The 26,587-nt window shown below is 50.9% G+C and carries 26 protein-coding genes; 15 read left to right on the forward strand and 11 right to left on the reverse strand.

Translation table 11 applies throughout. From position 1 onward, the window contains the following. The first annotated feature begins 312 nt into the window (after positions 1 to 312). A complete protein-coding gene (gene malF / locus FEK47_RS20440; RefSeq protein WP_135486807.1) occupies positions 313 to 1,857 on the forward strand; it encodes a maltose ABC transporter permease MalF in 1,545 nt (514 codons plus the stop codon). 14 nt (positions 1,858 to 1,871) lie between these two features. After that, on the forward strand, positions 1,872 to 2,762 hold the full coding sequence (gene malG / locus FEK47_RS20445) for a maltose ABC transporter permease MalG (RefSeq protein WP_001252058.1): 891 nt from the start codon (positions 1,872 to 1,874) through the stop codon (positions 2,760 to 2,762). Positions 2,763 to 2,856: 94 nt separating this feature from the next. On the opposite strand, the gene psiE is transcribed toward malG, so the two are convergent. Further along, complete coding sequence (gene psiE / locus FEK47_RS20450) at positions 2,857 to 3,267, reverse strand: phosphate-starvation-inducible protein PsiE (RefSeq protein WP_000202902.1); 411 nt, start codon at positions 3,265 to 3,267, stop codon at positions 2,857 to 2,859. Positions 3,268 to 3,481: 214 nt separating this feature from the next. Here psiE and FEK47_RS20455 point away from each other — a divergent pair, with 214 nt between their 5' ends. After that, a complete protein-coding gene (locus FEK47_RS20455; RefSeq protein WP_001295279.1) occupies positions 3,482 to 3,760 on the forward strand; it encodes a periplasmic protein in 279 nt (92 codons plus the stop codon). A 46-nt stretch (positions 3,761 to 3,806) separates the two neighbouring features. Here FEK47_RS20455 and FEK47_RS20460 read toward each other — a convergent pair whose 3' ends face one another. The 5 genes from FEK47_RS20460 to pgi all read right to left on the reverse strand — a co-directional run bounded on the left by FEK47_RS20460 (position 3,807) and on the right by pgi (position 9,769). Further along, positions 3,807 to 5,903 carry a YjbH domain-containing protein gene (locus FEK47_RS20460; protein WP_000745767.1) on the reverse strand — a complete coding sequence of 699 codons (2,097 nt, stop codon included), beginning with the start codon at positions 5,901 to 5,903 and terminating at the stop codon, positions 3,807 to 3,809. Beyond that, on the reverse strand, positions 5,903 to 6,640 hold the full coding sequence (locus FEK47_RS20465) for a capsule biosynthesis GfcC family protein (RefSeq protein ID WP_135486808.1): 738 nt from the start codon (positions 6,638 to 6,640) through the stop codon (positions 5,903 to 5,905). Before FEK47_RS20465 ends, FEK47_RS20460 begins: the two co-directional genes overlap by 1 nt. Then, positions 6,637 to 7,275: a YjbF family lipoprotein gene (locus FEK47_RS20470; protein ID WP_135486809.1), complete on the reverse strand. Its 639-nt coding sequence runs from the start codon at positions 7,273 to 7,275 to the stop codon at positions 6,637 to 6,639. The genes FEK47_RS20465 and FEK47_RS20470 overlap by 4 nt, the downstream gene beginning before the upstream one ends. A 113-nt stretch (positions 7,276 to 7,388) precedes the next feature. Beyond that, positions 7,389 to 7,631 carry an exopolysaccharide production protein YjbE gene (gene yjbE, locus FEK47_RS20475; protein ID WP_000757333.1) on the reverse strand — a complete coding sequence of 81 codons (243 nt, stop codon included), beginning with the start codon at positions 7,629 to 7,631 and terminating at the stop codon, positions 7,389 to 7,391. Positions 7,632 to 8,119: 488 nt separating this feature from the next. Beyond that, positions 8,120 to 9,769 carry a glucose-6-phosphate isomerase gene (gene pgi, locus FEK47_RS20480; RefSeq protein WP_135486810.1) on the reverse strand — a complete coding sequence of 550 codons (1,650 nt, stop codon included), beginning with the start codon at positions 9,767 to 9,769 and terminating at the stop codon, positions 8,120 to 8,122. A gap of 293 nt (positions 9,770 to 10,062) precedes the next feature. On the opposite strand from pgi, the gene lysC reads away from it, so the two are divergent. Beyond that, entirely contained in the window at positions 10,063 to 11,412 is a 1,350-nt protein-coding gene (lysC, locus tag FEK47_RS20485) for a lysine-sensitive aspartokinase 3 (RefSeq protein WP_130224367.1), read from the forward strand. Between the two features lie 143 nt (positions 11,413 to 11,555). Beyond that, the gene (locus tag FEK47_RS20490) at positions 11,556 to 12,485 is read left to right on the forward strand and encodes a zeta toxin family protein (RefSeq protein ID WP_135486811.1); all 930 of its coding nucleotides are present in this window, start codon (positions 11,556 to 11,558) and stop codon (positions 12,483 to 12,485) included. Positions 12,486 to 12,517: 32 nt separating this feature from the next. Here the strand turns inward: FEK47_RS20490 and FEK47_RS20495 are convergent, their stop codons facing one another. Together FEK47_RS20495 and FEK47_RS20500 are read right to left on the reverse strand one after the other, a co-directional pair. Continuing rightward, positions 12,518 to 13,309, reverse strand: coding sequence for a nucleotidyltransferase domain-containing protein (locus tag FEK47_RS20495; protein WP_135486812.1), 792 nt, complete (start codon positions 13,307 to 13,309; stop codon positions 12,518 to 12,520). Positions 13,310 to 13,314: 5 nt separating this feature from the next. Beyond that, positions 13,315 to 14,442 (reverse strand): slipin family protein, encoded by a 1,128-nt coding sequence (locus FEK47_RS20500; RefSeq protein WP_135486813.1) that lies wholly within the window; start codon positions 14,440 to 14,442, stop codon positions 13,315 to 13,317. Between the two features lie 528 nt (positions 14,443 to 14,970). Between FEK47_RS20500 and FEK47_RS20505 the strand changes: the two genes are divergently transcribed. Continuing rightward, positions 14,971 to 15,243 carry a DUF3811 domain-containing protein gene (locus FEK47_RS20505; RefSeq protein ID WP_001207629.1) on the forward strand — a complete coding sequence of 91 codons (273 nt, stop codon included), beginning with the start codon at positions 14,971 to 14,973 and terminating at the stop codon, positions 15,241 to 15,243. On the opposite strand, the gene rluF is transcribed toward FEK47_RS20505, so the two are convergent. Next, on the reverse strand, positions 15,244 to 16,116 hold the full coding sequence (rluF, locus tag FEK47_RS20510) for a 23S rRNA pseudouridine(2604) synthase RluF (RefSeq protein ID WP_130218604.1): 873 nt from the start codon (positions 16,114 to 16,116) through the stop codon (positions 15,244 to 15,246). A 348-nt stretch (positions 16,117 to 16,464) separates the two neighbouring features. Between rluF and FEK47_RS20515 the strand changes: the two genes are divergently transcribed. The 9 genes from FEK47_RS20515 to pepE all read left to right on the forward strand — a co-directional run bounded on the left by FEK47_RS20515 (position 16,465) and on the right by pepE (position 23,979). Beyond that, entirely contained in the window at positions 16,465 to 17,412 is a 948-nt protein-coding gene (locus FEK47_RS20515; protein WP_135486814.1) for a sugar-binding transcriptional regulator, read from the forward strand. Between the two features lie 70 nt (positions 17,413 to 17,482). Then, positions 17,483 to 18,289: an SDR family oxidoreductase gene (locus FEK47_RS20520; protein WP_135486815.1), complete on the forward strand. Its 807-nt coding sequence runs from the start codon at positions 17,483 to 17,485 to the stop codon at positions 18,287 to 18,289. A gap of 9 nt (positions 18,290 to 18,298) precedes the next feature. Continuing rightward, on the forward strand, positions 18,299 to 18,706 hold the full coding sequence (locus FEK47_RS20525) for a mannose/fructose/sorbose PTS transporter subunit IIA (RefSeq protein ID WP_135486816.1): 408 nt from the start codon (positions 18,299 to 18,301) through the stop codon (positions 18,704 to 18,706). Then, positions 18,706 to 19,200, forward strand: a complete 495-nt coding sequence (locus tag FEK47_RS20530; protein ID WP_130205757.1) for a PTS system mannose/fructose/N-acetylgalactosamine-transporter subunit IIB — start codon at positions 18,706 to 18,708, stop codon at positions 19,198 to 19,200. The genes FEK47_RS20525 and FEK47_RS20530 overlap by 1 nt, the downstream gene beginning before the upstream one ends. 65 nt (positions 19,201 to 19,265) lie before the next feature. Then, positions 19,266 to 20,063 (forward strand): PTS mannose/fructose/sorbose transporter subunit IIC, encoded by a 798-nt coding sequence (locus tag FEK47_RS20535; protein WP_000406332.1) that lies wholly within the window; start codon positions 19,266 to 19,268, stop codon positions 20,061 to 20,063. Positions 20,064 to 20,073: 10 nt separating this feature from the next. After that, positions 20,074 to 20,898 (forward strand): PTS system mannose/fructose/sorbose family transporter subunit IID, encoded by an 825-nt coding sequence (locus tag FEK47_RS20540; protein ID WP_135405629.1) that lies wholly within the window; start codon positions 20,074 to 20,076, stop codon positions 20,896 to 20,898. A 51-nt stretch (positions 20,899 to 20,949) separates the two neighbouring features. Further along, complete coding sequence (gene sorE / locus FEK47_RS20545) at positions 20,950 to 22,179, forward strand: L-sorbose 1-phosphate reductase (RefSeq protein ID WP_130258444.1); 1,230 nt, start codon at positions 20,950 to 20,952, stop codon at positions 22,177 to 22,179. Next, on the forward strand, positions 22,172 to 22,984 hold the full coding sequence (locus tag FEK47_RS20550; RefSeq protein ID WP_130218614.1) for a shikimate 5-dehydrogenase: 813 nt from the start codon (positions 22,172 to 22,174) through the stop codon (positions 22,982 to 22,984). The genes sorE and FEK47_RS20550 overlap by 8 nt, the downstream gene beginning before the upstream one ends. 305 nt (positions 22,985 to 23,289) lie before the next feature. Continuing rightward, positions 23,290 to 23,979, forward strand: coding sequence for a dipeptidase PepE (gene pepE / locus FEK47_RS20555; protein WP_097752848.1), 690 nt, complete (start codon positions 23,290 to 23,292; stop codon positions 23,977 to 23,979). Positions 23,980 to 24,068: 89 nt separating this feature from the next. Here the strand turns inward: pepE and FEK47_RS20560 are convergent, their stop codons facing one another. Both FEK47_RS20560 and FEK47_RS20565 read right to left on the reverse strand, forming a co-directional pair. After that, entirely contained in the window at positions 24,069 to 25,700 is a 1,632-nt protein-coding gene (locus FEK47_RS20560; RefSeq protein ID WP_130218618.1) for a Na/Pi cotransporter family protein, read from the reverse strand. Between the two features lie 170 nt (positions 25,701 to 25,870). Then, positions 25,871 to 26,320: a hypothetical protein gene (locus tag FEK47_RS20565; RefSeq protein ID WP_135486817.1), complete on the reverse strand. Its 450-nt coding sequence runs from the start codon at positions 26,318 to 26,320 to the stop codon at positions 25,871 to 25,873. Positions 26,321 to 26,587: the final 267 nt, after the last annotated feature.

The raw sequence follows: 26,587 nt of genomic DNA on the forward strand, positions 1-26,587 counted from the left end.
CAGGCCATAACAGTATCTACGAAGCCGAAACGTATGTAGGCCTGATAAGACGCATCTGCGTCGCATCAGGCAGTTGTTGCCGGATGCGGCGTAAACGCCTTATCCGGCCTACGAAACCGAAACGTATGTAGGCCTGATAAGACGCACCTGCGTCGCATCAGGCAGTTGTTGTCGGATGCAGCGTGAACGCCTTATCCGACCTACGAAACCGAAACGTATGTAGGCCTGATAAGACGCGCCAGCGTCGCATCCGGCAGTTGTTGCCGGATGCGGCGTGAACGCCTTATCTGTCCTGGAATGAGGAAGAACCCCATGGATGTCATTAAAAAGAAACATTGGTGGCAAAGCGACGCGCTGAAATGGTCAGTGTTAGGTCTGCTCGGCCTGCTGGTGGGTTACCTTGTTGTTTTAATGTACGCACAAGGGGAATACCTGTTCGCCATTACCACGCTGATTTTGAGCTCAGCGGGGCTCTATATTTTCGCCAATCGTAAAGCCTACGCCTGGCGCTATGTCTACCCGGGAATGGCCGGGATGGGGCTATTCGTCCTCTTCCCTCTGGTCTGCACCATCGCCATCGCCTTCACCAACTACAGCAGCACCAACCAGCTTACCTTTGAACGCGCTCAGGAAGTTCTGTTGGACCGCGCCTGGCAGGCAGGGAAAACCTATAACTTTGGTCTTTATCCCGCGGGTGATGAGTGGCAACTGGCGCTCACCGACGGCGAAACCGGCAAAAATTATCTCTCAGACGCTTTCAAATTTGGCGGCGAGCAAAAACTGCAACTGAAAGAAACGGCCACGCAGCCTGAAGGCGAGCGCGCGAATCTGCGCGTGATTACCCAGAATCGTCAAGCCCTGAGCAACATTACCGCCATTTTGCCGGATGGCAACAAAGTGATGATGAGCTCCCTGCGCCAGTTCTCCGGCACTCAGCCGCTGTACACATTAGGCGATGACGGTACGCTGACCAATAACCAGAGTGGCGTAAAATATCGTCCAAACGACCAGATTGGTTTTTACCAGTCCATCACTGCTGACGGCAACTGGGGTGACGATAAACTCAGTCCGGGCTATACCGTGACTACTGGCTGGAAAAACTTTACCCGCGTCTTCACCGACGAAGGTATTCAGAAACCGTTCCTCGCCATTTTCGTCTGGACCGTAGTGTTCTCGCTGATCACTGTCTTTTTAACGGTGGCGGTCGGCATGGTGCTGGCGTGTCTGGTGCAGTGGGAAGCATTGCGCGGCAAAGCTGTCTATCGTGTCCTGCTGATTCTGCCCTACGCGGTGCCATCATTTATTTCAATTTTGATTTTCAAAGGGTTGTTCAACCAGAGCTTTGGTGAAATCAACATGATGTTGAGCGCGCTGTTTGGTGTGAAGCCCGCCTGGTTCAGCGATCCAACCACCGCCAGAACGATGCTGATTATCGTCAACACCTGGCTGGGTTATCCATACATGATGATCCTCTGCATGGGCTTGCTGAAAGCGATTCCGGACGATCTGTATGAAGCCTCAGCGATGGATGGCGCAGGTCCATTCCAGAACTTCTTCAAGATTACGCTACCGCTGCTGATTAAGCCGCTGACGCCGCTAATGATCGCCAGCTTTGCCTTTAACTTTAACAACTTCGTGCTGATTCAACTGTTAACCAACGGCGGCCCGGATCGTCTTGGTACGACCACGCCAGCCGGTTATACCGACCTACTCGTTAACTACACCTACCGTATCGCTTTTGAAGGCGGCGGGGGTCAGGACTTCGGTCTGGCGGCGGCGATTGCCACGCTGATCTTCCTGCTGGTGGGTGCGCTGGCAATAGTGAACCTGAAAGCCACGCGAATGAAGTTTGATTAAGGGAGATAACAAAAATGGCAATGGTCCAACCGAAATCGCAAAAAGCACGTTTGTTTATTACTCACCTGCTACTACTACTTTTTATCGCGGCGATTATGTTCCCGCTGCTGATGGTCGTCGCCATCTCGCTGCGCCAGGGGAACTTCGCGACCGGTAGCCTGATCCCGGAGCAAATCTCGTGGGATCACTGGAAACTGGCGTTAGGTTTTAGCGTTGAACAGGCGGATGGCCGCATTACGCCACCGCCATTCCCGGTACTGCTGTGGCTGTGGAACTCGGTAAAGGTCGCCGGGATTTCCGCGATTGGTATTGTGGCGCTCTCCACCACCTGCGCTTATGCCTTCGCCCGTATGCGCTTCCCTGGCAAAGCGACGCTGCTGAAAGGGATGCTGATTTTCCAGATGTTCCCGGCAGTACTCTCACTGGTGGCGTTGTATGCGTTGTTTGATCGTCTGGGTGAATACATTCCGTTCATCGGCCTGAATACTCACGGTGGTGTGATTTTCGCATACCTGGGGGGGATTGCGCTGCACGTATGGACCATCAAAGGTTATTTCGAAACCATCGACAGCTCGCTGGAAGAAGCAGCGGCGCTGGATGGTGCGACGCCGTGGCAGGCCTTCCGCCTCGTCCTGTTGCCATTATCTGTACCGATTCTGGCGGTGGTGTTCATCCTGTCGTTTATCGCTGCCATTACCGAAGTTCCGGTCGCGTCGTTGTTACTGCGTGACGTGAACAGTTACACCCTGGCCGTGGGGATGCAGCAATACCTCAACCCGCAAAACTACCTGTGGGGCGACTTTGCTGCCGCTGCCGTGATGTCTGCATTACCAATCACCATCGTCTTCTTGCTGGCTCAACGCTGGCTGGTTAACGGCCTGACGGCAGGTGGTGTGAAAGGTTAAAGATGTTGTTCTGCCAATGTTATGCCGCTAGACCCTCAACTTACGTTATCCTAACTTGTGACTGTTATTCGGCGCTCTTCGGAGCGCCTCTTTTTTACTCCCGCTTCAGCCGTTTCGAATTACACAGCCACAGGGTGATCACCAGTAACAGGATCGCTGCCGAGTAGATCAACACATCCAGTGGCGATTTATGATCGACGATGATCAAGCGCACAATGGCGGTGATCCCAATATAGACAAAGTAACGTAGCGGGAAGTGAAAACCGGACTGAAAGTACTTCACAATCAGCGCGATAAATTCGAAATAGAGAAAATAAACCACCAGCCCTTCTACCAGCTCATATTTGCTGGTTTGTTCTGGCGCGAACAGCACATCAGCCAGATGCACCGTTTCTTTGCCGAGGAAGACAACCAAAATCAAGCCGAGACACAGCAGGCCAAGATTGAGAACGGTCTGCAAAATGGTGGAGATAAACTCCACGCGCGGACGAGAGAGTGACGTCATAGCAGTACCTCCTTCACAGTGGCGAGCTTCCTGTATAACGTAAAAATGTGACAGAGATCTATATTTTTTGTGTATGTTTTGTTCAGCTCAATTAAGTGGGCATCTCCCATCAACGTCGCATCTGACAAAACACACAGCCCAAAAAAATCACCCATTCAGGTGATTCCCAGCCACCAGCAATGCGCGAAAAATCGACAATGTTCCTCTGGAACAAATGAAACGTAACCTGATAAAGGTGGTAAAAATGAAGCCTTATTTTGCTGCTTTGATGTTATCAGTCTCTGTTCTTCCTGCTTATGCTGGTCCGCTCGGTACTGCTGATAAAGCCGACCTACCGCAAAGCAATGTCTCCAGCCCAATGATGGCCCAGTCGCTCAGGCAACCAGACCTGCAACCGATATCGACGGACAGGAAGACAGAATGTTTTCGCCTTTACACACCAGATCGCAAACCGGGGGTGAACTGCGTTCCTGATGGCTCAACAGGCCATTAAGAATGAGGGTGCCAGTGATTGCGAAAACTGGCACCTTTCCCATGACTTAGCGGAAATTTACGCTACGGTCGCTGGTCATATCATACAACTGGAACTTACGCCCAAGTTGCTGACCCCCGTCACGCGTCAGCGGCGTCCAGCCAATCGCCGCACGGCTGCGTGTCGGGCCAGACGAGAAGAGATCCAGCGGTACAGAGACATACACGCCTTTGGTGAAGTCCCCTTCGCCGTACTCCTCTTTCGAAACGTTGGTGATCGTGGCATAGCCGCCAACCACCACGCCGCTGTCAAAGCGTTTAGCTATTTCCAGCGTGCCGCCTTTATCCCCTGCCAGATACTGCCCGACGCTCGCTTTCACTAACACATCCTGAGCAAAAGATGGCGTCCAGTATGCGGTCAGATGTCCGGTTTTCACGCTGTAGTCGGTGAATTTCATCATATCTTTTGCGCTACGCCAGTCGCGCTGTTTAACGTAGTTGGCATCCAGACCAAACGCCCAGTTGCTGTCCAGCGGGCGATACAACACTTCTGCTCCCGCACCGCCAAACATGGTTTCGAGATAACCTCCGTAGACCTGACCGTAGAAGCCGTTGCCCAGATGCTGGAAGTAGTTGGCTTGCAGGTTATTCACATAGACATCGTTCTGCACATACTCGCGCACATGGGTACGAACGCGCGGTAAGTGTGAGTCCTGCGGTGGATTGGTGTAGTTAAACTTATCGTAATTGTTGGCCAGGTTAGCAAACAGGCTGCCGGTGGTGAGCAAATGGTCCGTCAGCCACAAATCTGCCGTTCCCATCACGCCCAGCTGATACATGTAAAAGTTTTCCGGGCCACCGACCGACTGGTTCAGCACCGGATCGATATGGAAATCAAAACGCGATTTGTCGATATACCATCCCTGCTCGGTGGACTTCGGAACCACTGGCTCGACGCGTTTTTGCGCCAGCTTCGTTTCATGGCCCAGCGGCTCCCCGGCGAGATGATTTTTCAAGCTGGCGACATCGGTTTCCGTCGTCACCTGCGGCATGTTAAGGCGATTTTCCGTAATGCGGATCGTTTTGATCCCATCCGGCAGATCGTTCATCACGATCCGATTAGCACGGATGATCCCTTCGCGCGAATCACGATATTTCACCTGCTCGCCGGTAACATACAGCGTATCGCCTTTCGCCTGGATCTGTGGATCGGCAAGTCCGGCATTGTATTTCAACAGCGTTAACTGATTCGCCACCACCGAATGCTGCAAAATGGCATCCTGCGGCTGCGGTTGATATTGCGGGCGGGCGTTATCGTTGTACGAAGGACGTAGATCGTTAAAGTTGGTGCGCAACGTAACGCCAAACATAAAGGTGTTGCCACGTTCATAGCTAAGGTTAACGTCGGCCCAATCGGTAACGCGATAAATCGCACCGACGTTAAACTTACTTTTTTGCTCCAGCTTCCCGGCAAAATCCTGCTGATAATTATTGCCTTCATACTCCAGTTTCAGGCGCAGCGGTTGCCAGGGCGTCTGGTATTCCACGCCGCCAAACAGTGAGGCAGGACCGTGGAACATCTGGCTACCGTCGATAGATCCCGCCTGTTTGTAGCTGTTATCGCGATAGCAATATTTATCACTGGCTGAACAGAGCGGATTTTTCACATTACCGCTGGTGCCCAGATATCCCCAGCCCAGGCCGAGCGTAAAATCGAACGGCCCCCAGGCTTTACTGGCAACAAGATATTCCGCATCAAACAGCCCCGTACCGCCGATATCCCGCGCACCAACCGCCACTTGCGGCAGCCAGTAACTCTCTTCCCACAAACGCAGTTTGAGATCGAAGGCTTTATCTTTATACGTTTGATCGCCAGAGAACGCTTCGACGCTGCTGTACTGCCGGGTGCGCACATCGGTATAGCGCAGCGTTGTTTCCAGCCAGGGGAAAAGTTGCACTGAAGCTGAGTAATAACGGTACTGATCGTTATCGCGATAGTTCAAACTCAACTCCCCTTCCCGTGCCATACGCGCGGTGGGCGTTTGTAATAATCCTACGCCACCGAAATCCGATTGCGACGGACCAATGGGCGCAGGATATGTTTCGCCGTAGCAAGCCGTGCTAATACCCAGCGCCAGTAAGCTAAGCAGATGTCTTTTTTTCATTATTGGGGTATCCGCTGCGTCAGAGTCTGAAGAATGTCGGCGTTAAGAGCATCAGGTGTCTCACTCCAGACGGAGTCTGCGAGGCCAACATAAATAATGCTGCCGGGCATCGGCTCTACGTGACGCTTGTTCCAGTAAGCCACCGGCGCTTTTTGCGTGCGTCCGTCTGGGTAAACGACCCACGCGTAGCTGCGATCCGCACCGCTAAGCAGACTTTGCCCGGAGAGATAGCTCGCCACGTCGCGACCGGGAGTGAATGGCTGCTTGCCAGGACGGCTGATAAGCCCGAACAACGTGACCGTTGACGGCGGTGGTCCGACCCACAGCGTGTAGTTGCCCTGCAACGGCGGGTTACCGCGTTCGGCAACGCGCACGATATCAGGATCAAGATTGATTTTTTGTCTGCCCGTCACCTTCAACGCCTGAATTTGCTGGCGTAAGGCGTTAATGGCGGCGGCATCGTCGGCGCTGGAATCTGCGGCCTGTTCAGCCAGCCGTGTCAGCAACGCCTGCTGCTGACGCAATGCTGCCGCCGTTGCCAGCTCTTCGCTAATCACCGCACCGGGCCACCAGCTGTTTGCCAGTCGAGATTGGCCTACCAGATCGATTAAATGCTCCGCACCCGTCAGCGTTTTGGCCTCACTACTACCATTGCTGAACACCTTGACGGTTCCTGCCGCAAAGACCGATGACGCCCCCACACTCAAAAGCAACGCGACAATAGTTTGTTTAATCATTGTTTTGCCGCCTTGATGAGCGTGGTTTTCACCGGGAAATAATCCGCGCCGAGATACTGTTCTGACTGGCGAATTTGCCCTTCGCTGTCGATCCAATAGCGGTTATGCCAGCGCGCCTGGTCGGTGGAGACTTCTTCGTCCAGCACGCGAACCGGGGTTTCATCGCTGCCGACCTTGACGGTATCGGTGCCATCCCATTTGAAGACTGAGCGTGCGGTGGTGTAGCGTACCTGCTGGTACTCGGTCCAGCCCATCGTGCGCGTCCATGTTGCGCCATCAACAATTTGTGCGGGTTTAATCAGCGGGTCGGCGGCAAGGTTATTCACTTCAATCAGGTTGTCGCCGCCAAGCAAAGTCTTCACCAGACGACCATGCTGTGTGACGAGAGTGGCCTGATCCTGAGTGACCCATTTTTGTTGTCCGTCTTCAGCGAAGGCCAGCACCACAAATAACTGTGGCCCGCCATTAAGCTGCATGTACTGGCTGGCGTAGGGCATATTTTGAATATCATCATCCGTCAGCTGTACGCCTGGCGTACCGAACAGACTGTCCCACAGTGAATTGCCCAGCTCTTTAGTCGTGGCTGAACAGGCCTGTAATAGCAGGCAGATAAGAATGAATGCAGGTCGCTTCACGACTCTTCTCCAGAGGGGCAGAATAACCACACCGGAGTGTGGTTATGGTAAATCCCTTCATACTTCAAGCCACAGATGCAATGACTCGAATTATTTTGGGGATACATACTTTATTACTGGGTACTGGTGGTTGTGGTTGTTGTGGTCCCGGTATTAGAACCATCACCGCCACCGGTTGCCGCGAGTGCGACACCCACCGCCGAGCTTACGGTGCTGACGCTGGTCGCGGAGGAACTCCCCGCCGAAACCGACGTTGCTGCCGACCCTGCCGCTTCGCCCACCTGTACAGGTGCAGCCCACGCAGAAGTCGCCGCAAGCGCAGATATGGCAAAAATGCCATACAGAACTTTTTTCATAACAATTTCCCTTCATTGAATGAATGGAGATTTACCCAAAAACATTTCGGGCGGGATCGAGTATACACAACTAAAGCATGCGAATTACGGCGCGGGGAATTAGTGAAGGAGTTTTAGGATAATTGGAATGAATATCAAATATAAGCTTTAACTTATATATAAATAAGATTAAAAATCATGAAGTTAAAATACAACAAAAAGTAATTAATCTGCGTATTTTCCGAAATTATTGCAGGCTAAAAATCTATTTTAGGATTAACCTCACGGTATGATTTTCGTTAAATCGCAGACAAGGGGATTTATCTGATAAAACAATGCCGACTTATAGTCGGCATTGTTTTTAAGGTTATGTAATCAATCGTGGTATGTATTAATTGCCGAATACGATGTACATATCGGCATCGACCTGTAGGCCTGATAAGACGCGACCGCGTCGCATCAGGCACTGGTTGCCGGATGCGGCGTGAACGCCTTATCCGGCACGATGATTAACCGCGCCACGCTTTATAGCGGTTAATCAGACCATTGGTTGAGCTATCGTGGCTGCTGATTTCTTTATCATCTTTCAACTCTGGCAGAATACGGTTCGCCAGCTGTTTACCCAGCTCAACGCCCCACTGGTCGAAGGTGAAGATGTTCAGGATCACGCCCTGAGTAAAGATTTTGTGCTCATACAGCGCAATCAACGCACCCAGGCTGAACGGAGTGATTTCGCGCAGCAGGATGGAGTTGGTCGGGCGGTTACCTTCGAACACTTTGAACGGCACCACGTAGTCAAGCGTTGCCGGATCTTTACCCTGATCGCGATATTCCTGCTCAACCACTTCGCGGGATTTACCAAACGCCAGCGCTTCGGTCTGAGCGAAGAAGTTAGACAGCAGTTTCTGGTGATGATCAGAGAGCGGGTTATGGGTGATAGCCGGAGCGATGAAATCGCACGGCACCATTTTGGTTCCCTGGTGGATCAGCTGGTAGAACGCGTGCTGACCGTTCGTGCCAGGTTCACCCCAGATAATCGGGCCAGTCTGGTAATCCACCACGTTACCGTTACGGTCAACATACTTACCGTTGGACTCCATATTGCCCTGCTGGAAGTACGCCGCAAAACGGTGCATATACTGGTCGTACGGCAGAATCGCTTCAGTTTCCGCGCCAAAGAAATTGTTGTACCAGATGCCAATCAGCGCCAGCAGTACAGGCAGGTTTTTCTCTGCAGACGTGGTGGAGAAATGCTTGTCCATCGCGTGTGCGCCGGAAAGCAGTTCAACGAAGTTATCAAAGCCGATGGAGAGAACAATCGACAGGCCAATCGCTGACCACAAAGAGTAACGGCCGCCAACCCAGTCCCAGAACTCGAACATGTTGGTGGTATCAATACCAAACTCGCCAACGCCTTTGGCATTGGTGGAGAGCGCCGCAAAGTGTTTCGCAACGTGTTTTTCATCACCTGCCGCTTTCAGGAACCAGTCACGCGCGCTATGGGCGTTGGTCATGGTTTCCTGAGTAGTGAAGGTTTTAGATGCTACCAGGAACAGCGTGGTTTCCGGGTTTACTTTTTTCAGCACTTCCGCGATGTGAGTCCCATCAACGTTAGAAACAAAGTGCATGTTCAGGTGGTTTTTGTAAGGGCGCAGCGCTTCAGTCACCATGTACGGACCAAGGTCAGAACCGCCGATCCCAATGTTCACCACGTCGGTGATGGCTTTGCCGGTATAGCCTTTCCACTCACCAGAAATAATCGCTTCCGAGAAGGTTTTCATCTTCTCCAGCACCGCGTTGACTTCCGGCATAACATCTTTGCCATCAACCAGAATCGGCGTATTGCTACGGTTACGCAGCGCTACGTGCAGCACGGCGCGGTTTTCGGTGCGGTTGATCTTCTCGCCAGAGAACATCGACTTAATCGCGCCCGCCAGATCGCACTCTTTCGCCAGATCTTGTAATTTCGCCAGCGTTTCTTCGGTGATGCGGTTTTTGGAGTAATCCACCAGCATCTGATCGTCGAAGGTTGCGGAGAACTTAGAAAAACGATCGCCGTCTTTAGCAAAAAGATCGGCGATCGTAACGTCTTTCATTTCATCGAAGTGTTTCTGTAGTGCCTGCCAGGCCGCGGTCTGCGTTGGATTGATGTTTTTCATTAGCAATACTCTTCTGATATTGAGAATTGTGACTGTGGAAGATTGTAGCGCCAGTCACAGAAAAATGTGATGGTTTTAGTGCCGTTAGCTCAGCTAACCACTGAAGAGGATAAAAAGTATAGACGTTATAAGCACAATTTCTGACCACGCCCGCTGCATGAATAATCCGCATAATCCCGGCGTTGACACACTCCCCTACACCTTTTATTTATAAATACGGTCTGCGCCTGCACCGGTTTCTGTTTTGCCTTTGTGCCAAGGTCGCTTCTTTCATTCCCTGACACGAGGTTGTTATGCCCGATATTGTTGTCTCCAAATTTGGTGGTACTAGCGTGGCTGATTTCGACGCCATGAACCGCAGCGCCGACATTGTGCTTTCTGATGTGAATGTGCGTTTAGTCGTGCTTTCTGCTTCTGCGGGCATTACCAATCTGTTGGTTGCACTGGCTGAAGGTCTGGAACCGGTTGAGCGTTTCGAAAAACTCGATGCCATTCGCAATATTCAGTTCGCCATTCTGGAGCGCCTGCGTTACCCGAACGTCATCCGTGAAGAGATTGAACGTTTGCTGGAGAACATTACCGTTCTGGCCGAAGCTGCTGCACTGGCAACCTCTCCAGCGCTAACTGATGAACTGGTCAGCCATGGCGAACTGATGTCTACCCTACTGTTTGTGGAGATTCTGCGTGAGCGCAATGTTCAGGCCCAGTGGTTTGATGTGCGTAAAGTGATGCGCACAAACGATCGCTTTGGCCGCGCGGAGCCAGATATTGCTGCGCTGGCGGAACTGTCTGCGCTGCAACTAACCCCACGTCTCAGCGAAGGTTTAGTCATCACCCAGGGCTTTATTGGCAGTGAAAGTAAAGGGCGAACCACAACGCTTGGTCGCGGCGGTAGTGACTACACGGCGGCACTATTGGCAGAAGCGTTAAACGCTGCTCGCGTCGATATCTGGACAGATGTGCCGGGGATTTATACTACCGACCCGCGCGTCGTGCCTGATGCCAAACGAATTGATGAAATCGCCTTTGAAGAAGCCGCTGAAATGGCAACCTTTGGTGCCAAAGTACTTCATCCGGCAACCTTACTGCCTGCAGTTCGCAGCGATATCCCGGTGTTTGTCGGTTCAAGCAAAGATCCGCGTGCTGGTGGTACTTTGGTGTGTAATAAAACCGAGAATCCGCCGTTGTTTCGCGCGCTGGCTCTGCGGCGCAAACAAACGCTATTAACCCTGCATAGCCTGAATATGCTGCATTCTCGCGGCTTCCTCGCGGAGGTTTTCGGCATTCTCGCACGGCATAATATTTCAGTGGATTTAATTACTACGTCAGAAGTGAGCGTGGCGTTAACCCTCGACACTACCGGTTCAACGTCAACTGGCGATACATTGCTGACACAATCGCTGCTGATGGAGCTTTCAGCCCTTTGCCGGGTAGAAGTGGAAGAAGGCCTGGCGCTGGTGGCTCTGATTGGTAACGATCTGTCAAAAGCCTGTGGTGTTGGCAAAGAGGTGTTTGGCGTACTTGAACCGTTCAACATTCGCATGATTTGCTACGGCGCTTCCAGTCATAACCTGTGCTTCCTGGTGCCAGGCGAAGATGCGGAACAGGTGGTGCAGAAACTGCATAGTAATTTGTTTGAGTAATACTTACCTACTGGCGTATAGCACTCACTAATTGTTATACGCCATCCTCGCTGTATACATATACTAAATAATATCTGAAAAGCAAAATCACGCCTGTTGAACAGTATTATAATCACCAAAAATATCATTTAACAGGAGTGTTAATGGCTACTTTAATGGAAAAGGATGCACTTTTAAACGGCGCCAGTCAGTGCATCGCGTTTTTATCAAATATCGTCGACAGTTGTTTTTCCTCGCAAGTTCAGGACTCAGACGATGAGCTATCACAATTAGTCAGTTATCGCGACAATCTTTATTCTACTCCAGCAGAACTTGTTGATTTTACACAGGGAAAGTTACGCCTCCAGCAGGTCAGAAAAAAGTATCAGCGTGAATTTAATAATACTGCGCATTCAGAAAATAAAGTGTCTTTTGATTCTATTTGGCAGCGTCTGACAAACCATGACGTCACATCCCAGCAGAGTCCCATTGGTTTTGTTTTAGGTGGACAACCAGGAGCCGGAAAATCCGCCCTAATCGAATTAGCAAAAAGGGAAACAAAGAATAATATAATGATTATTAATGGTGATGATTTCAGATTTCTACACCCTAATTTTAATTATATATATCAAACTTATGGCGACGATTTTGTTACCCATACGGCAAAATTTTCCGGCGAAACGGTCGAACGTGCAATAGAGAGGGCCATAGCCAATAAACTCAATATTGTTGTCGAAGGAACATTTCGTAATGCCGCTACGCCGCTACAAACATTAAAAAAACTCAAAGATGCAGGCTACCGAACAGAAGTCATGATAAAAACCACCTCAGCGGCATTAAGCTGGGAAAGCACCAACGAACGGTATAATAAGGACAAAGAGGCGGGAAATATCGCCCGCAAAGTGGATAAAAATCACCATGATATCGTCACCGATTTGCTGGCAGAAAATGCCAGCAAAGTGTTTGCTTCAAACCTGGCAGATAAGTTTGCGGTGTATTCGCGTGAGAAGATGATATTTAGTTCACAAGCGGCAACCAATTGCGATATTGCAACGCTTATACAAAATGAAATCAGCGGAAGTGCACAAGAATAATAAAAGCTGATGACCTGAAAAAACGCCGGGCATCACGCCCGGCGCATTACCGTCTGGTACAGTAAGCTATCCAGTTTCTTAACGTCCCCTTCTCTGCTATCCGGTAACACAGGCGGAATTTCCCCACGCGCCAGCTCCGCATGGATAAACGCATGTAGCAATGGACGGCGCGGTCCATATTCCGCTTCACCCGCACGCTGTTTACGCTCCAGCAATTCATCTATTTCTGCGCGTAAGGCCGCATCCAACTCACTTCCCGCCAGCAATTCGGAAAAACGCATTGGCGGTACGCCTTTTCCCGCTTCAACCCAACGCACGGCCAGCAACGGACGCAGCACGTAAAAGTATTTTTTCAGTCGAACTTCATCGCCCTGCAAATAGCCGCGGAAGTTTTTCTGCGCCATCGAATAGTAATGCCAGCGCGCACGCAACGGAGAAAACCACGTTGGGACCATTGCCTTAAGCGCCGTTATCGTCTCTTCATCTTGCTGATAGACCACCGGTGAATCCAGCCATTCAATTAGCGTGGGATTCGCACCTTTCAGCAATCCCAGCGCTTTGCGCCATTCCCAACCGGAAACATCTAACTCGTCGTCGATGGGCAGTTCGATAACATCGCGTGGTGACTCTACCCGCAGATACCATTCCAGCGGATGGACATACAAAAACCGCACATCGTAATCGCTGTCGGGCGAAGCAAATCCCCAGCCGCGACTCCCCGATTCGCAGGCGTACAGCACTTTCACGCCATAGCGACGTTCAATTTCCTTTAACTGCTGCAATACCCGTTCGCGCATCGCAGCACAGACTCCATTTAATGGCATTTGACTCATCCTTTGATATTAACTAACCCGTGCAGCACCTGGTCCAGACCGCCAAATACAGAGATGTTATCGATCCGTTCAGCCACTCTCTCCAGTGTTTCCAGCTCTTTTAAACGCAACGCCACCGGGTTGTTTTCCATGACTTTGGCGGTATTCAGCAAGGAACGCGTGGCGGCGGTTTCTTCACGCCGACGAATCACATTGGCCTGCGCGGATTTCTCCGCCTCGACCAGTTGCGCAAGAATATTTTTCATATCGCCAGGCAGGACGATATCTTTTACTCCTAACGAAGCGATCTCCATACCGAACGGCTTCATGCGTAGTTTCACCTGCTCGCTAACAACGTCATCAATGACCTGTTTATCTTCCAGCAATTCATCCAGTGTGCGCGTACCTACCGCTTCACGCAGGGCAAATTGTAATTCCCGATACAAATGATCAATCGGCTTCGTTAACTGACTAAATGCCAGCAACACATCGCTATAGCGCCAGTTAGCGGCGAGATTAATCCGCAGATTGACCTTATCTTTCGTTAAGATTTCTTGCCCGCTGACTTCCAGTACCTGCAAGCGGGTGTCGACAACTTCAGCTTCAACCAGATGATTTATTTTCCAGTACGCAGTCAGCCCCGGCGGTAACAGCGCCTGCGTTTCACCATCGATTTTCAGCACGCCTACGTGCCAGGCCGGAACCTGCACCGTCAGTATCGCATCGCGCCCTTTAACAGCCCCTTTACGCCGTGGCTGCAATACCGCATTCATCACGTCCGTTTGTACCTGGACTTGCTGCGTATTCATCCGTACCAGCGTCAAATCATCCTCAACGCGCCAGTACAAACGGCGCGTTGATGGCGGCAGAATTTCCAGCAAAATACCGTCCATATACAACGCCCCGGCTTCAGTCTCCGACAAATCTGCCACCACGCAATATCTTTCCACCCAATCAGGCTGAAAGCGGCGCAAATAATCCGCCAGCACGTCGGGAACTTCGCTACCATCCAGCGTAATCAGCAACACTTCCGGGGTATTTAACCAGGGTAAAATATGCTCGCCTGCATGCAGCACTTTGTAGTAATCGCCATTTCTGGAGAGTAATGCCAGCTGATCTTTTCTTACGCTTATTTTTTTAATCATTATCTATTCCTTGCTTAATAGCCGTCGCGGAAGCAGACACGAAGCGACAGGGGAATTCCCTTTTGCCTGTTACCCGGCATCTTTATCGGCGACGTTATCGGGGACCGCAGACTGCGCAATCCCTCATTTTTTATTTAATAAGTTACAACCAGTATTCATTTCAGGAATGAATGTGGGAATCGAACCCGTAATTGGCGTCAAAGGCTGACGGAACACGCCCGGAAAACAGCCTGGCCGTTCCTGGTGTGCCGACGGGGTTTAACCCCCTTTGTAATTCAGTATCAACGCAAAAGTGTTATTGCGAGAAGCGTGCCAGAAGTGATAAAAAATTTTAATTACATGAAAAATAAAGATTTAATAAATCATTGTTGTTTGTAGGGGGAGATTTTTTCGCTAAATTTGTATCTGTATTTATCGTCAATTATCAAGAAAGATAAATATTTAAGAAGAGAACAAAGGAATATTATCAGTTCTGCTTGCAAATAAATTCCCGTACACTGAACTATCCGATTAACAGAGGGCACCATCATGGCACTCCCCCGTATTACTCAAAAAGAGATGACTGAGCGTGAACAGCGCGAACTGAAGACGCTGCTGGATCGCGCGCGTATTGCACATGGTCGCGTGCTGACCAACGCCGAAACCAACAGCATTAAGAAAGAGTACATCGATAAATTAATGGTTGAGCGTGAGGCTGAAGCGAAAAAAGCCCGCCAGTTGAAGAAAAAGCAGGCTTATAAACCGGATCCTGAAGCGTCATTCAGTTGGTCGGCAAATACGTCGACGCGCGGCAAACGCTGATTAACGACCTTTTTTCTTCCGCCCCGGCGAGGCGAAACGCTTGCCGTTTGATGCCGGGCGGCCACCTTTCTCCGCCGTTTTTTCTACCTTCACCACCGGGCGTTTGATGCCTGCCGTTTTCGGTTTGGCCTTCGCTTTGGGCTTCGCCTCGGAAGAGGAATTTTCAATGAGCTTAAAGAGATCGATAAGCTCGTCGTCGGTTAAATCGCGCCATTCTCCCAGTGGAATGCCGCTTAAGCTGACGTTCATAATGCGCGTACGTTCCAGCTTTTTCACTTCGTAGCCAAAGTGCTCGCACATGCGACGGATCTGACGGTTCAGCCCCTGCACCAGCGTAATGCGAAAGACAAACGGCGCTTCTTTTTTAACTTTGCACTTTTTGGTCACTGTCCCGAGGATTGGCACCCCCGCACTCATGCCGCGAATAAACTCCTCGGTAATCGGTTTATCGACCGTTACCAAATACTCTTTTTCATGATCATTGCCAGCACGCAGGATCTTATTCACCAGATCGCCGTGGTTGGTGAGGAAAATCAGCCCCTGAGAATCTTTATCCAGGCGACCAATCGGGAACACGCGTTTGCTGTGGTTAACGAAATCGACAATGTTATCGCGCTCGCCATCTTCGGTGGTGCTGACAATGCCTACGGGCTTGTTCAGGGCGATAAGTACCAAATCTTCGGCTTCCCGAGGCTCAATCAACTGACCGTTTACTTTCACAACGTCGCCGGGTTTCACCTGATCGCCAATGGTGGCTCGCTTGCCATTAAGGAACACATTGCCTTGCTCGATATAGCGATCCGCTTCGCGGCGTGAGCAAATTCCGCTTTCGCTGATGTATTTATTTAAACGGACTGATGAGTCGGGCAGCATAAATTCTCCTGTAAAACGCGGAATATACCGTACCTCTTAGCGTGGAAAAACAGGGTTATGCGGCAACGTCGAAATTAAATGTGATCTGCCGCGCCTTTTATCACAAAAGTGTCACCAGATGCCTGATGCAAATTTGCCTGGCGAAAACCAGGATAATCAACCTATTACGAATCTCTGCACACCTGTGCTGATGACTGCTACGCAGAGAAACAAATGTGCAAGATAAAGCGCCATTTCAGCCCAAACAAAGAGTGAAAAATCGCTTTTAAAGGTCACCATGATGGAGTTATATCAGATCACGCGGTTAAAAAGCATATTTGCACAAATGTGCAAAATAAGGAGGCGGCGATGGAAAACAGTGACGATATCCGTTTGATTGTGAAGATTGCCCAACTCTATTACGAACAGGACATGACGCAGGCGCAAATCGCCCGCGAACTGGGTATTTATCGGACCACCATCAGCCGCTTACTTAAACGGGGCCGCGAACAGGGAATTGTCACCATCGCCATCAACTATGACTACAACGAAAACCTCTGGCTGGAGCAGCAACTGAAGCAAAAGTTTGGTCTGAAAGAAGCTGTGGTGGTATCAGGGCGCGATGAAGAGGAAGACGCTCAGTTGGCGGTAATGGGGTTACACGACGCGCAATTGTTAGATCGTTTGCTGGAACCTGGTGATATTGTTGGTTTTTCCTGGGGCCGCGCGGTGAGCGCACTGGTTGAAAACTTGCCGCAGGCGGGGCAATCGCGGCAGTTAATTTGCGTGCCGATTATTGGCGGCCCGTCCGGTAAACTCGAAAGCCGCTATCACGTAAACACATTAACCTACAGCGCGGCGGCAAAGCTGAAAGGGGAATCGCAGCTCGCGGATTTTCCAGCTCTGCTGGATAACCCCTTAATTCGTAATGGGATCATGCAATCTCAACACTTTAAAACCATCTCAGCCTACTGGGATAATCTGGATGTCGCCCTGGTGGGGATTGGCTCACCGGCTATTCGCGATGGCGCCAACTGGCATGCATTTTATGGCGGCGAAGAGAGTGACGACCTGAATGCCCGTCAGGTTGCCGGTGATATTTGCTCACGCTTTTTTGATATTCACGGCGCAATGGTCGAAACGAATATGAGCGAGAAAACACTCTCTATCGAAATGAATAAACTAAAGCAGGCACGTTATTCCATTGGTATTGCTATAGGTGAAGAGAAATATAGCGGAATTATTGGCGCACTGCGTGGGAAATATATTAATTGTCTGGTAACGAATAGCAATACAGCTGAACTATTACTGAAATAAAAATCTGCCCGACTTTTACCGTAATGAAAAATTACGGCGGGCCTCTATTACCTAAAACCAGGAGTCTGTTATGCCAAATTGGTTAAATTTGCAGGATAAAATCATTATTGTCACCGGTGGCGCATCCGGTATTGGTCTGGCGATTGTGGATGAATTATTAGCACAAGGCGCGAATGTTCAGATGGTCGATATTCACGGTGGCGATGGTCAATATGAAAGTCATGAAGGTTATCAGTTCTGGCCGACCGATATTTCCAGCGCCAAAGAGGTAAATCATACGGTAGCGGAAATTATTCAGCGTTTTGGTCGCATCGACGGTCTGGTCAATAACGCCGGGGTCAATTTCCCGCGTCTGCTGGTCGATGAGAAAGCGCCTGCCGGGCAGTATGAACTCAACGAAGCTGCATTCGAAAAAATGGTCAATATCAACCAGAAAGGCGTTTTTCTGATGTCGCAGGCGGTGGCGCGGCAGATGGTAAAACAACACGATGGCGTGATTGTGAATGTTTCCTCGGAAAGCGGTCTGGAAGGCTCAGAAGGCCAAAGCTGTTACGCCGCCACCAAAGCCGCGCTCAATAGCTTCACGCGCTCCTGGTCGAAAGAGTTGGGTAAACACGGTATCCGTGTGGTCGGTATCGCGCCGGGGATTCTGGAAAAAACAGGACTGCGCACGCCGGAATATGAAGAGGCGCTGGCGTGGACGCGCAATATAACCGTCGAACAGCTGCGTGAAGGCTATACCAAAAACGCCATTCCTATTGGGCGCGCCGGAAGATTAGCAGAAGTTGCTGATTTTGTTTGTTATCTGCTGTCTGAACGCGCCAGCTACATCACCGGAGTAACCACTAACATTGCGGGCGGAAAAACGCGCGGCTAAGGAGGCTTTATGGTCAATGCCATTTTTTGCGCCCACGGCAAATTAGCCTGCGCCATGCTGGAATCGGTTCAGATGGTGTACGGCGATGCCAGGGTCGAGGCAGTTGAATTTGTGCCCGGCGAGAACGCCGGAGACATTGTGGCAAAGCTGGAAAAGTTAGTGAGCATTCACAATCATGACGAGTGGCTAATCGCCGTGGACTTACAGTGCGGTAGCCCGTGGAATGCAGCAGCGACGCTTGCGATGCGCAATCCGCACCTGCGGGTGATAAGCGGCCTTTCCCTGCCACTGGCGCTCGAACTGGTCGATAACCAGGACAGCATGAACGTTGATGAACTGTGTGAACACCTGACGCAAATCGCAAAGCAAACCTGCATTGTCTGGAAACAACTGGCAACGGCAGAGGAGGATTTCTGATGAACATTACGCTCGCCCGCATTGATGACCGCCTGATCCACGGCCAGGTCACTACCGTCTGGTCGAAAGTGGCTAACGCCCAGCGCATTATTATCTGCAATGACGAGGTGTATAACGATGAAGTTCGCCGGACATTATTGCGTCAGGCCGCCCCGCCGGGAATGAAAGTTAACGTGGTCAATATTGAAAAAGCCGTCGCGGTGTATCACAACCCGCAATATCAGGACGAAACCGTTTTTTATCTTTTCACTCGCCCACAGGATGCCTTAGCGATGGTTCGCCAGGGGGTAAAAATAGGTACCCTGAATATTGGCGGCATGGCCTGGCGACCCGGTAAAAAACAGTTAACCAAAGCAGTTTCATTAGATGACGATGATATTAACGCATTTCATGAGTTAAATAATCTTGGCGTCACGCTGGATTTACGCGTCGTAGCGTCAGATCCTTCAATCAATATTATCGACAAAATAAAAGAACAGTTAGTCGCAAATTAAATAATAGCGCCTGTGTACATATGCTTTAACAGGCAGGGATGACGACACTTAAAAGGTGACAAATCATGGAAATAAGTACCCTACAAATCATTGCCATATTTCTTTTTTCCTGTATTGCCGGAATGGGCAGCGTGCTGGATGAATTTCAGACTCATCGCCCGTTAATTGCCTGTACGGTGATTGGTTTAATTCTCGGTGATTTAAAAACCGGAATTATGCTCGGTGGTACGCTGGAATTGATAGCTCTCGGCTGGATGAACGTCGGCGCGGCGCAATCTCCGGATTCTGCACTCGCCAGCATAATCTCCGCCATTCTGGTTATCGTTGGTCAGCAAAGCATCGCCACCGGTATCGCCATCGCGTTGCCTGTGGCTGCGGCAGGCCAGGTGCTGACGGTGTTTGCCCGCACCATCACCGTTGTGTTCCAGCACGCGGCGGATAAAGCAGCGGAAGAGGCGCGGTTTCGCACTCTCGATATTCTGCATGTCTCCGCGCTTGGCGTGCAGGCACTGCGCGTTGCGATTCCGGCACTGATTGTCTCGCTGTTCGTCAGCGCCGATATGGTGAGCAATATGCTGAGCGCCATTCCCGAATTTGTGACCCGTGGACTGCAGATTGCTGGCGGTTTTATCGTGGTGGTCGGTTACGCCATGGTGCTTCGCATGATGGGCGTGAAATATTTGATGCCTTTCTTTTTCCTCGGTTTCCTCGCAGGTGGCTACCTCGATCTCAGTCTGCTGGCTTTCGGTGGCGTCGGCGTAATCATGGCCCTGCTCTACATCCAGTTAAATCCACAGTGGCGTAAAGCTGAACCACATCCCCAGACCACCACTATCACCGCCCTTGACCAACTTGATGATTAACGGAGCCATCATGGAACAGAGAAAAATTACACGCAGCGATCTGGTGAGCATGTTTCTGCGCTCCAACCTGCAACAGGCGTCCTTCAACTTTGAACGCATTCATGGGCTGGGCTTTTGTTACGACATGATCCCCGCCATCAAGCGACTCTACCCATTAAAAGAGGATCAGGTTGCGGCGCTCAGGCGACACCTGGTGTTTTTCAATACCACGCCAGCCGTATGTGGTCCGGTCATCGGCGTGACCGCCGCCATGGAAGAAGCGCGGGCCAACGGTGCAGAAATTGATGACGGCACCATTAACGGCATCAAAGTTGGCCTGATGGGACCATTGGCAGGGGTTGGCGATCCACTGGTCTGGGGAACGCTGCGCCCGATTACCGCCGCGCTCGGCGCATCTCTGGCACTTTCGGGCAACATTCTCGGCCCGCTGCTGTTCTTCTTTATTTTCAACGCGGTGCGTCTGGCGATGAAGTGGTATGGCCTACAACTCGGCTTTCGCAAAGGGGTGAATATCGTCAGCGATATGGGCGGGAATGTGCTGCAAAAACTCACCGAAGGCGCGTCGATTCTCGGACTGTTTGTGATGGGCGTGCTGGTCACCAAATGGACGTCGATCAACGTGCCGTTGGTGGTTTCACAAACGCCTGCCGCCGATGGCTCCACCGTCACCATGACCGTGCAGAACATTCTCGACCAACTTTGTCCTGGTTTGCTGGCGCTCGGTCTGACGCTGCTGATGGTGCGTCTGCTCAACAAAAAAATTAACCCGGTATGGCTGATTTTCGCCCTGTTTGGTTTAGGGATTATCGGCAATGCGCTGGGCTTCCTGTCCTGATTCTTCGCCCCGGCGCAACCGTCGGGGCCATCGTTCAACACGAGGTGGTTTATGAAAACAACAGCTCTGCGTCTTTATGGTAAACGTGATTTACGCCTGGAAACCTTTGATCTTCCTGAAATGCAGGAGGATGAAATCCTCGCGACGGTGGTCACCGACAGCCTGTGCCTCTCTTCCTGGAAAGAGGCCAATCTGGGTGAAAACCATAAAAAAGTACCCGACGATGTGGCGACCAATCCCATCATCATCGGCCATGAATTTTGCGGCGATATTCTGGCCGTGGGTAAAAAGTGGCAGCACAAATTTCAGCCGGGCCAGCGCTATGTGATTCAGGCCAACCTGCAATTGCCGGATCGCCCGGACTGCCCCGGTTACTCTTTCCCGTGGGTGGGCGGTGAAGCCACACATGTGGTTATCCCAAATGAGGTTATGGAACAGGATTGCCTGCTGGCATACGACGGCGAAACCTACTTTGAAGGTTCGCTGGTTGAACCGCTTTCCTGCGTGATTGGCGCGTTCAACGCCAACTATCATCTTCAGGAAGGTAGTTATAACCACACGATGGGGATTCGCCCGCAAGGACGCACGCTGATCCTCGGCGGCACCGGACCAATGGGACTGTTAGCGATTGATTATGCGCTGCATGGGCCAGTTAACCCGTCGCTGCTCGTTATTACCGATACCGACAACGACAAATTGAGTTATGCGCGCAAGCACTATCCATCAGAACCGCAAACACTGATTCATTATCTCAATGCCGCCGATGCAGCATTTGATACGTTAATGGCACTGAGTGGCGGTCACGGCTTCGATGATATTTTCGTCTTTGTGCCTAATGAAGGACTGGTGACTCTCGCCTCTTCCTTGCTGGCGACAGATGGTTGTCTGAATTTCTTCGCCGGACCGCAGGATAAGCACTTCAGCGCGCCAATTAATTTCTACGATGTGCATTATGCCTTTACTCATTACGTTGGCACGTCGGGCGGCAATACCGATGACATGCGTGCGGCGGTCAAACTGATCGAAGAGAAAAAAGTGCAGGCCGCAAAAGTGGTAACACATATTCTTGGGCTGAATGCTGCGGGCGAAACCACGCTTGAATTACCTGCCGTCGGCGGCGGCAAAAAACTGGTGTATACCGGGAAAGACCTGCCGCTGACGTCACTCACGCAGATTCAGGATCAAGCACTGGCGGCGATTCTGGCGCGTCATCAGGGGATCTGGTCCGGTGAGGCGGAGCAATATCTGCTCACTCATGCAGAGGCAATTAGCCATGATTAATCGCGATACTCAACTGTGCATGTCGCTGGCCGGTCGCCCCGGCAACTTCGGCACGCGTTTTCACAATTATCTGTATGAAAAGCTGGGGCTGAATTTCATCTACAAAGCGTTCACCACCCAGGATATTGAGGCGGCGGTGAAAGGTGTTCGCGCATTAGGTATTCGCGGCTGTGCCGTGTCGATGCCGTTTAAAGAAAGCTGTATGCCCTTTCTCGATGCGATCGATCCGTCAGCGAAAGTCATTGATTCAGTGAATACCATCGTGAATGACGACGGCAGGCTGACCGGGTTTAACACCGACTACATCGCGGTGAAAAACCTGATTATTCACCACCAGCTCAATAGCGCCGCACGCGTGATGATTCGCGGCAGTGGCGGCATGGGCAAAGCGGTCATTGCCGCCTTTCGCGACGCGGGGTTTACCGATGTCATCATCGCCGCCCGCAACCACGAGAGCGGCCCGGCTCTGGCGAAGCAGTATGGCTTCCAGTGGCAACCGCAGCCAGAAGGAATCGACTGCGACATTCTGGTTAACGTTACCCCTGTCGGCATGAGCGGTGGTAAAGAGAGCCATGAGCTGGCCTTCAGCGAAGCGATGATCTCTACGGCAAGCGTCGTTTTTGACGTCGTGGCATTACCGCCGGAAACGCCGCTCATTTGCCTGGCGCAACGGCTAGATAAGCAGACAATCAGCGGCGCAGAGGTGATTGCTTTACAGGCCGTCGAGCAGTTCGCGATGTATACCGGTGTGCGACCTGATGCGCGGCTAATTACTGAAGCGGCACAATTTGCACGAGAAGGATAAGAAACATCAGCGCCTTAAGGGGCGCTCAGATTGGTGGCAAAGTGCACGTTGTTCATGCCGGATGCGGCGCGAACGCCTTATTCGGCCTACAAAATCGCGAAAATTCAAGACATTGCAATTAGCTTGAAGGCCTGATAAGCGTAGCGCATCAGGCAATGCTGTGTTTGTCATCAGGCTCAGCGCCTTGTTTGCTAACTATTCTCAGAACGCCTGGTTCAATGCGCGACATCGTGAGCCATGTCAGTAAGCGGTTAAAATCACAGTGGTAGCATGCCTCCCGTGATTTCTTACTAACCGGAGAAGTAATGGAACTGCTTTTATTGAGTAACTCGACGCTGCCGGGTAAAGCCTGGCTGGAACATGCGCTGCCGTTGATTGCTGAACAGTTGCAAGGTCGCCGTTCAGCGGTGTTTATTCCTTTCGCTGGCGTAACGCAAACCTGGGATGATTATACGGCCAAAACGGCTGCGGTCCTTGCCCCACTTGGCGTTTCTGTCACCGGTATTCATAGCGTGGCCGATCCTGTTGCCGCGATTGAAAATGCTGAGATCGTGATTGTCGGCGGCGGCAACACTTTCCAGTTGCTGAAAGAATGCCGCGTACGCGGGCTTTTGGCACCCATTGCCGACGTAGTAAAACGTGGCGCGCTGTATATCGGCTGGAGTGCAGGCGCTAACCTTGCTTGCCCAACTATCCGCACCACCAACGATATGCCGATTGTCGATCCGCAAGGTTTCGATGCGCTGAATCTGTTCCCGCTGCAAATCAACCCGCACTTCACCAACGCGCTGCCGGAAGGCCATAAAGGGGAAACGCGCGAGCAGCGTATTCGCGAACTGCTGGTCGTCGCGCCAGAACTGACCATTATTGGTCTGCCGGAAGGTAACTGGATCACAGTAAGTAAAGGTCACGCTACGCTGGGCGGCCCGAACACCACTTATGTGTTTAAGGCTGGTGAGGAAGCGGTGCCGCTGGAAGCGGGTCACCGTTTTTAAGTGAATTGCCGGATGCATGATCCGGCATCTTGTACATAGTGCCTGATGCGACGCTTGACGCGTCTTATCAGGCCTACAGGGTCACGGTATTAATACTCGTCCCGTCCCTCATCTTCATCAGGCTGTTCCAGCACACTGTAAGCCACCGAACAAAACAGCGAGTTCAGACGCTGCATATCGCCCAGTAAGCCTAAATGCAGCGAACTGGTTTCAATGCTTTGCACGTTTTGCTGATGCAGGCGATCGACGTGAGCATGGGAATAACGGCGATTAAGAATGCGAAAGCGATGCTTACTACGGCGCAAACGACGAGCGCTGGTGACATCGCCAGAGAAGAACACCGACATTGCCAGCTTTAAATTACTGAGCAATTGCTCATAGAGCGCATCCAGTTCCTTCAACCCATCAAGCGAAAATGCCCGCCGTGCTGCCAGTGATTTGTCAGCAATTTCGCTGCCCATGCGCTCGACGATATCGGAAGCCTGCTCCAGGTTGAGAGCCATTTCGATAATCTCCGCCCAGCGGCGCGACTCTTCTTCTGCCAGCTCTTCTTTTGGCATCCGCGCCAAATAAAGTTTAATCGCGGTGTAGAGGACGTTGATATCATCCGCCAGCTTGCGCAACTCCTTCTCTTCACGCGGTTCACCGTGCATCACTTTATTCAGCCCTTCCATCATCTGTTCCATCGCGTCACCGATGCGCAGTGTTTCGCGGGCGGCATTCGCCAGAGCAAGAGTCGGAGTATCCAGCGCACTAACGTCCAGATGTTTTGGTTTCAGATGGGCATCCAACTCAGGTTCATCGCGAATAATCGTTTTGCAAAATCGCGCCATTGGATCGACAAACGGCAGCATGACCAGGCAACGAACGAGGTTGTAGAATACGTGGAAATAGATAACCAGTTCCGCTTTTGGCAAAGGCAGTTTATCCATTGATTCAGCCAGAACATGGACAAATGGCAGGATAATCAAGCTCCCCACCAGCTTAAACAACAAACTACCCATCGCAACACGGCGAGCGGCTGCATTGGCGGCACTGTTGTTGAGCATCGCCAGCAGGCCGGAACCGAGGTTGGCTCCGATTACCAGACAGAGCGCCACCGGGAAGGAAATAATGCCTGCGGCGGTCAGAGTCGCGGTCAGCAGTACAGCTGCAAGGCTGGAGTAACTGATAATGGCGAACATCGCGCCAATCAGCGCATCCAGCAGAATATCGCCAGTCAACGAAGCAAAGATCACCTGAACGCCGTTTGCCTGGGTGATCGGCGTTACGGCCTGCACAATCAACTCCAGCGCCAGCAAAATCAGCCCAAGACCAATACCGACGCGGCCCAGTTGCCCGGCGCGTGACTGTTTGCGTCCGAGGAAAAAAATCACGCCGATAAAAATGAGCAGCGGTGACAACCAGGATAAATCGAAGGTGAGGACCCGCGCCATTAGCGCCGTCCCGACATCAGCCCCCAGCACAATCACCAGCGCGGGCGCGAGAGCAACCAGATCCTGGGCGACAAACGAGGTCACCAGCATGGTGGTGGCATTACTGCTCTGTACCAGTGCGGTAACGCCGATCCCCGCGCAAAAGGCGAGCGGCTTCTTTTCGACGCTCCGGCTAAGGACTGTACGCAGTCGTGCACCGAAGACGCGCATTACGCCCGTTCGGACAATATGCGTCCCCCAGACCAACAGGGCGACGGCAGAAAGCAGGTGAAGCAAGGTTAGCACGGAATCAGGTTCTCCTTTTTGTTATGCATTTCCTTGTTGAGAATTTTCTAATTATGTTGTTTTTATCCAGGCATTTCACCTGTGCATGCTCTCAGTATAAGAGATTTATACAAGAAAGCATTTTAAAACTCTTTTTTATAAAAATTTGTCTCTGCCTGTTGCTATTTTTGTCACATTTTTCCCTGGCGTCTACACCAGATAATTGTTGTCGCTTTTATAAACTCTGAGAAAATAAATAACGAAATATTTAAGACCAGGTTTTGAGAATTAAAATAATTAAGCAACAATGGTATTACAGAGATTGAGAAACTCACGGTAGCAAAGCGCATGACTTCCTGAAAAGCAAAAAAAGGAAGACTGATCTCTTTTTGTCTTAAAAAACATTGCGCAGAAAAGAATAAAGAGATCATTAACACAATTTGTAGCGCAATAGTGGCGACCGCATAAGCGTAAAAACCGCCTTCAACACCGATATCCTGGAGTAAGGAGATTGAATGGACAATATCGGAATAAAAGGGAATACGGCCATTACCGACCGAGTAAAACAAATACGAGGCTATCGCAATAACATCCATGATGCCCCAAAAAAGAAGAATATATTTTTTATATTGCCTGAGCATAAAGTAAATCCTTTTTATGAAAAAATTCATTAATAGATACGAGCCTTATAATCCGCCTTTTTATACTCGTCATACTTCCAGTTGTATGTGCTACGTCTGTAGGTTATTCGGCACCTCAGATTACAGGTAAAGTAGACTTTTTTCATGCCGAATGTGACATAACCGCTTTATCAACCCCACAAAAATCATGAAATTTCAATATATTGCAATGCCAATATAGGTTTGATAAGCGTAACGCATCAGGCAATTTTACGTTTGCCATCAATC

The sequence above is a fragment of the Escherichia sp. E3659 genome, from assembly GCF_005781135.1.
GTDB lineage: Bacteria > Pseudomonadota > Gammaproteobacteria > Enterobacterales > Enterobacteriaceae > Escherichia.

Bases quoted from the DNA above. Each gene is read 5' to 3' on its own strand.
- malF (WP_135486807.1), top strand. From the start codon at position 313: ATGGATGTCATTAAAAAGAAACATTGGTGGCAAAGCGACGCGCTGAAA.
- malG (WP_001252058.1), top strand. From the start codon at position 1,872: ATGGCAATGGTCCAACCGAAATCGCAAAAAGCACGTTTGTTTATTACT.
- psiE (WP_000202902.1), bottom strand. From the start codon at position 3,267: ATGACGTCACTCTCTCGTCCGCGCGTGGAGTTTATCTCCACCATTTTG.
- FEK47_RS20455 (WP_001295279.1), top strand. From the start codon at position 3,482: ATGAAACGTAACCTGATAAAGGTGGTAAAAATGAAGCCTTATTTTGCT.
- FEK47_RS20460 (WP_000745767.1), bottom strand. From the start codon at position 5,903: ATGAAAAAAAGACATCTGCTTAGCTTACTGGCGCTGGGTATTAGCACG.
- FEK47_RS20465 (WP_135486808.1), bottom strand. From the start codon at position 6,640: ATGATTAAACAAACTATTGTCGCGTTGCTTTTGAGTGTGGGGGCGTCA.
- yjbE (WP_000757333.1), bottom strand. From the start codon at position 7,631: ATGAAAAAAGTTCTGTATGGCATTTTTGCCATATCTGCGCTTGCGGCG.
- pgi (WP_135486810.1), bottom strand. From the start codon at position 9,769: ATGAAAAACATCAATCCAACGCAGACCGCGGCCTGGCAGGCACTACAG.
- lysC (WP_130224367.1), top strand. From the start codon at position 10,063: ATGCCCGATATTGTTGTCTCCAAATTTGGTGGTACTAGCGTGGCTGAT.
- FEK47_RS20490 (WP_135486811.1), top strand. From the start codon at position 11,556: ATGGCTACTTTAATGGAAAAGGATGCACTTTTAAACGGCGCCAGTCAG.
- FEK47_RS20495 (WP_135486812.1), bottom strand. From the start codon at position 13,309: ATGCCATTAAATGGAGTCTGTGCTGCGATGCGCGAACGGGTATTGCAG.
- FEK47_RS20500 (WP_135486813.1), bottom strand. From the start codon at position 14,442: ATGATTAAAAAAATAAGCGTAAGAAAAGATCAGCTGGCATTACTCTCC.
- FEK47_RS20505 (WP_001207629.1), top strand. From the start codon at position 14,971: ATGGCACTCCCCCGTATTACTCAAAAAGAGATGACTGAGCGTGAACAG.
- rluF (WP_130218604.1), bottom strand. From the start codon at position 16,116: ATGCTGCCCGACTCATCAGTCCGTTTAAATAAATACATCAGCGAAAGC.
- FEK47_RS20515 (WP_135486814.1), top strand. From the start codon at position 16,465: ATGGAAAACAGTGACGATATCCGTTTGATTGTGAAGATTGCCCAACTC.
- FEK47_RS20520 (WP_135486815.1), top strand. From the start codon at position 17,483: ATGCCAAATTGGTTAAATTTGCAGGATAAAATCATTATTGTCACCGGT.
- FEK47_RS20525 (WP_135486816.1), top strand. From the start codon at position 18,299: ATGGTCAATGCCATTTTTTGCGCCCACGGCAAATTAGCCTGCGCCATG.
- FEK47_RS20530 (WP_130205757.1), top strand. From the start codon at position 18,706: ATGAACATTACGCTCGCCCGCATTGATGACCGCCTGATCCACGGCCAG.
- FEK47_RS20535 (WP_000406332.1), top strand. From the start codon at position 19,266: ATGGAAATAAGTACCCTACAAATCATTGCCATATTTCTTTTTTCCTGT.
- FEK47_RS20540 (WP_135405629.1), top strand. From the start codon at position 20,074: ATGGAACAGAGAAAAATTACACGCAGCGATCTGGTGAGCATGTTTCTG.
- sorE (WP_130258444.1), top strand. From the start codon at position 20,950: ATGAAAACAACAGCTCTGCGTCTTTATGGTAAACGTGATTTACGCCTG.
- FEK47_RS20550 (WP_130218614.1), top strand. From the start codon at position 22,172: ATGATTAATCGCGATACTCAACTGTGCATGTCGCTGGCCGGTCGCCCC.
- pepE (WP_097752848.1), top strand. From the start codon at position 23,290: ATGGAACTGCTTTTATTGAGTAACTCGACGCTGCCGGGTAAAGCCTGG.
- FEK47_RS20565 (WP_135486817.1), bottom strand. From the start codon at position 26,320: ATGCTCAGGCAATATAAAAAATATATTCTTCTTTTTTGGGGCATCATG.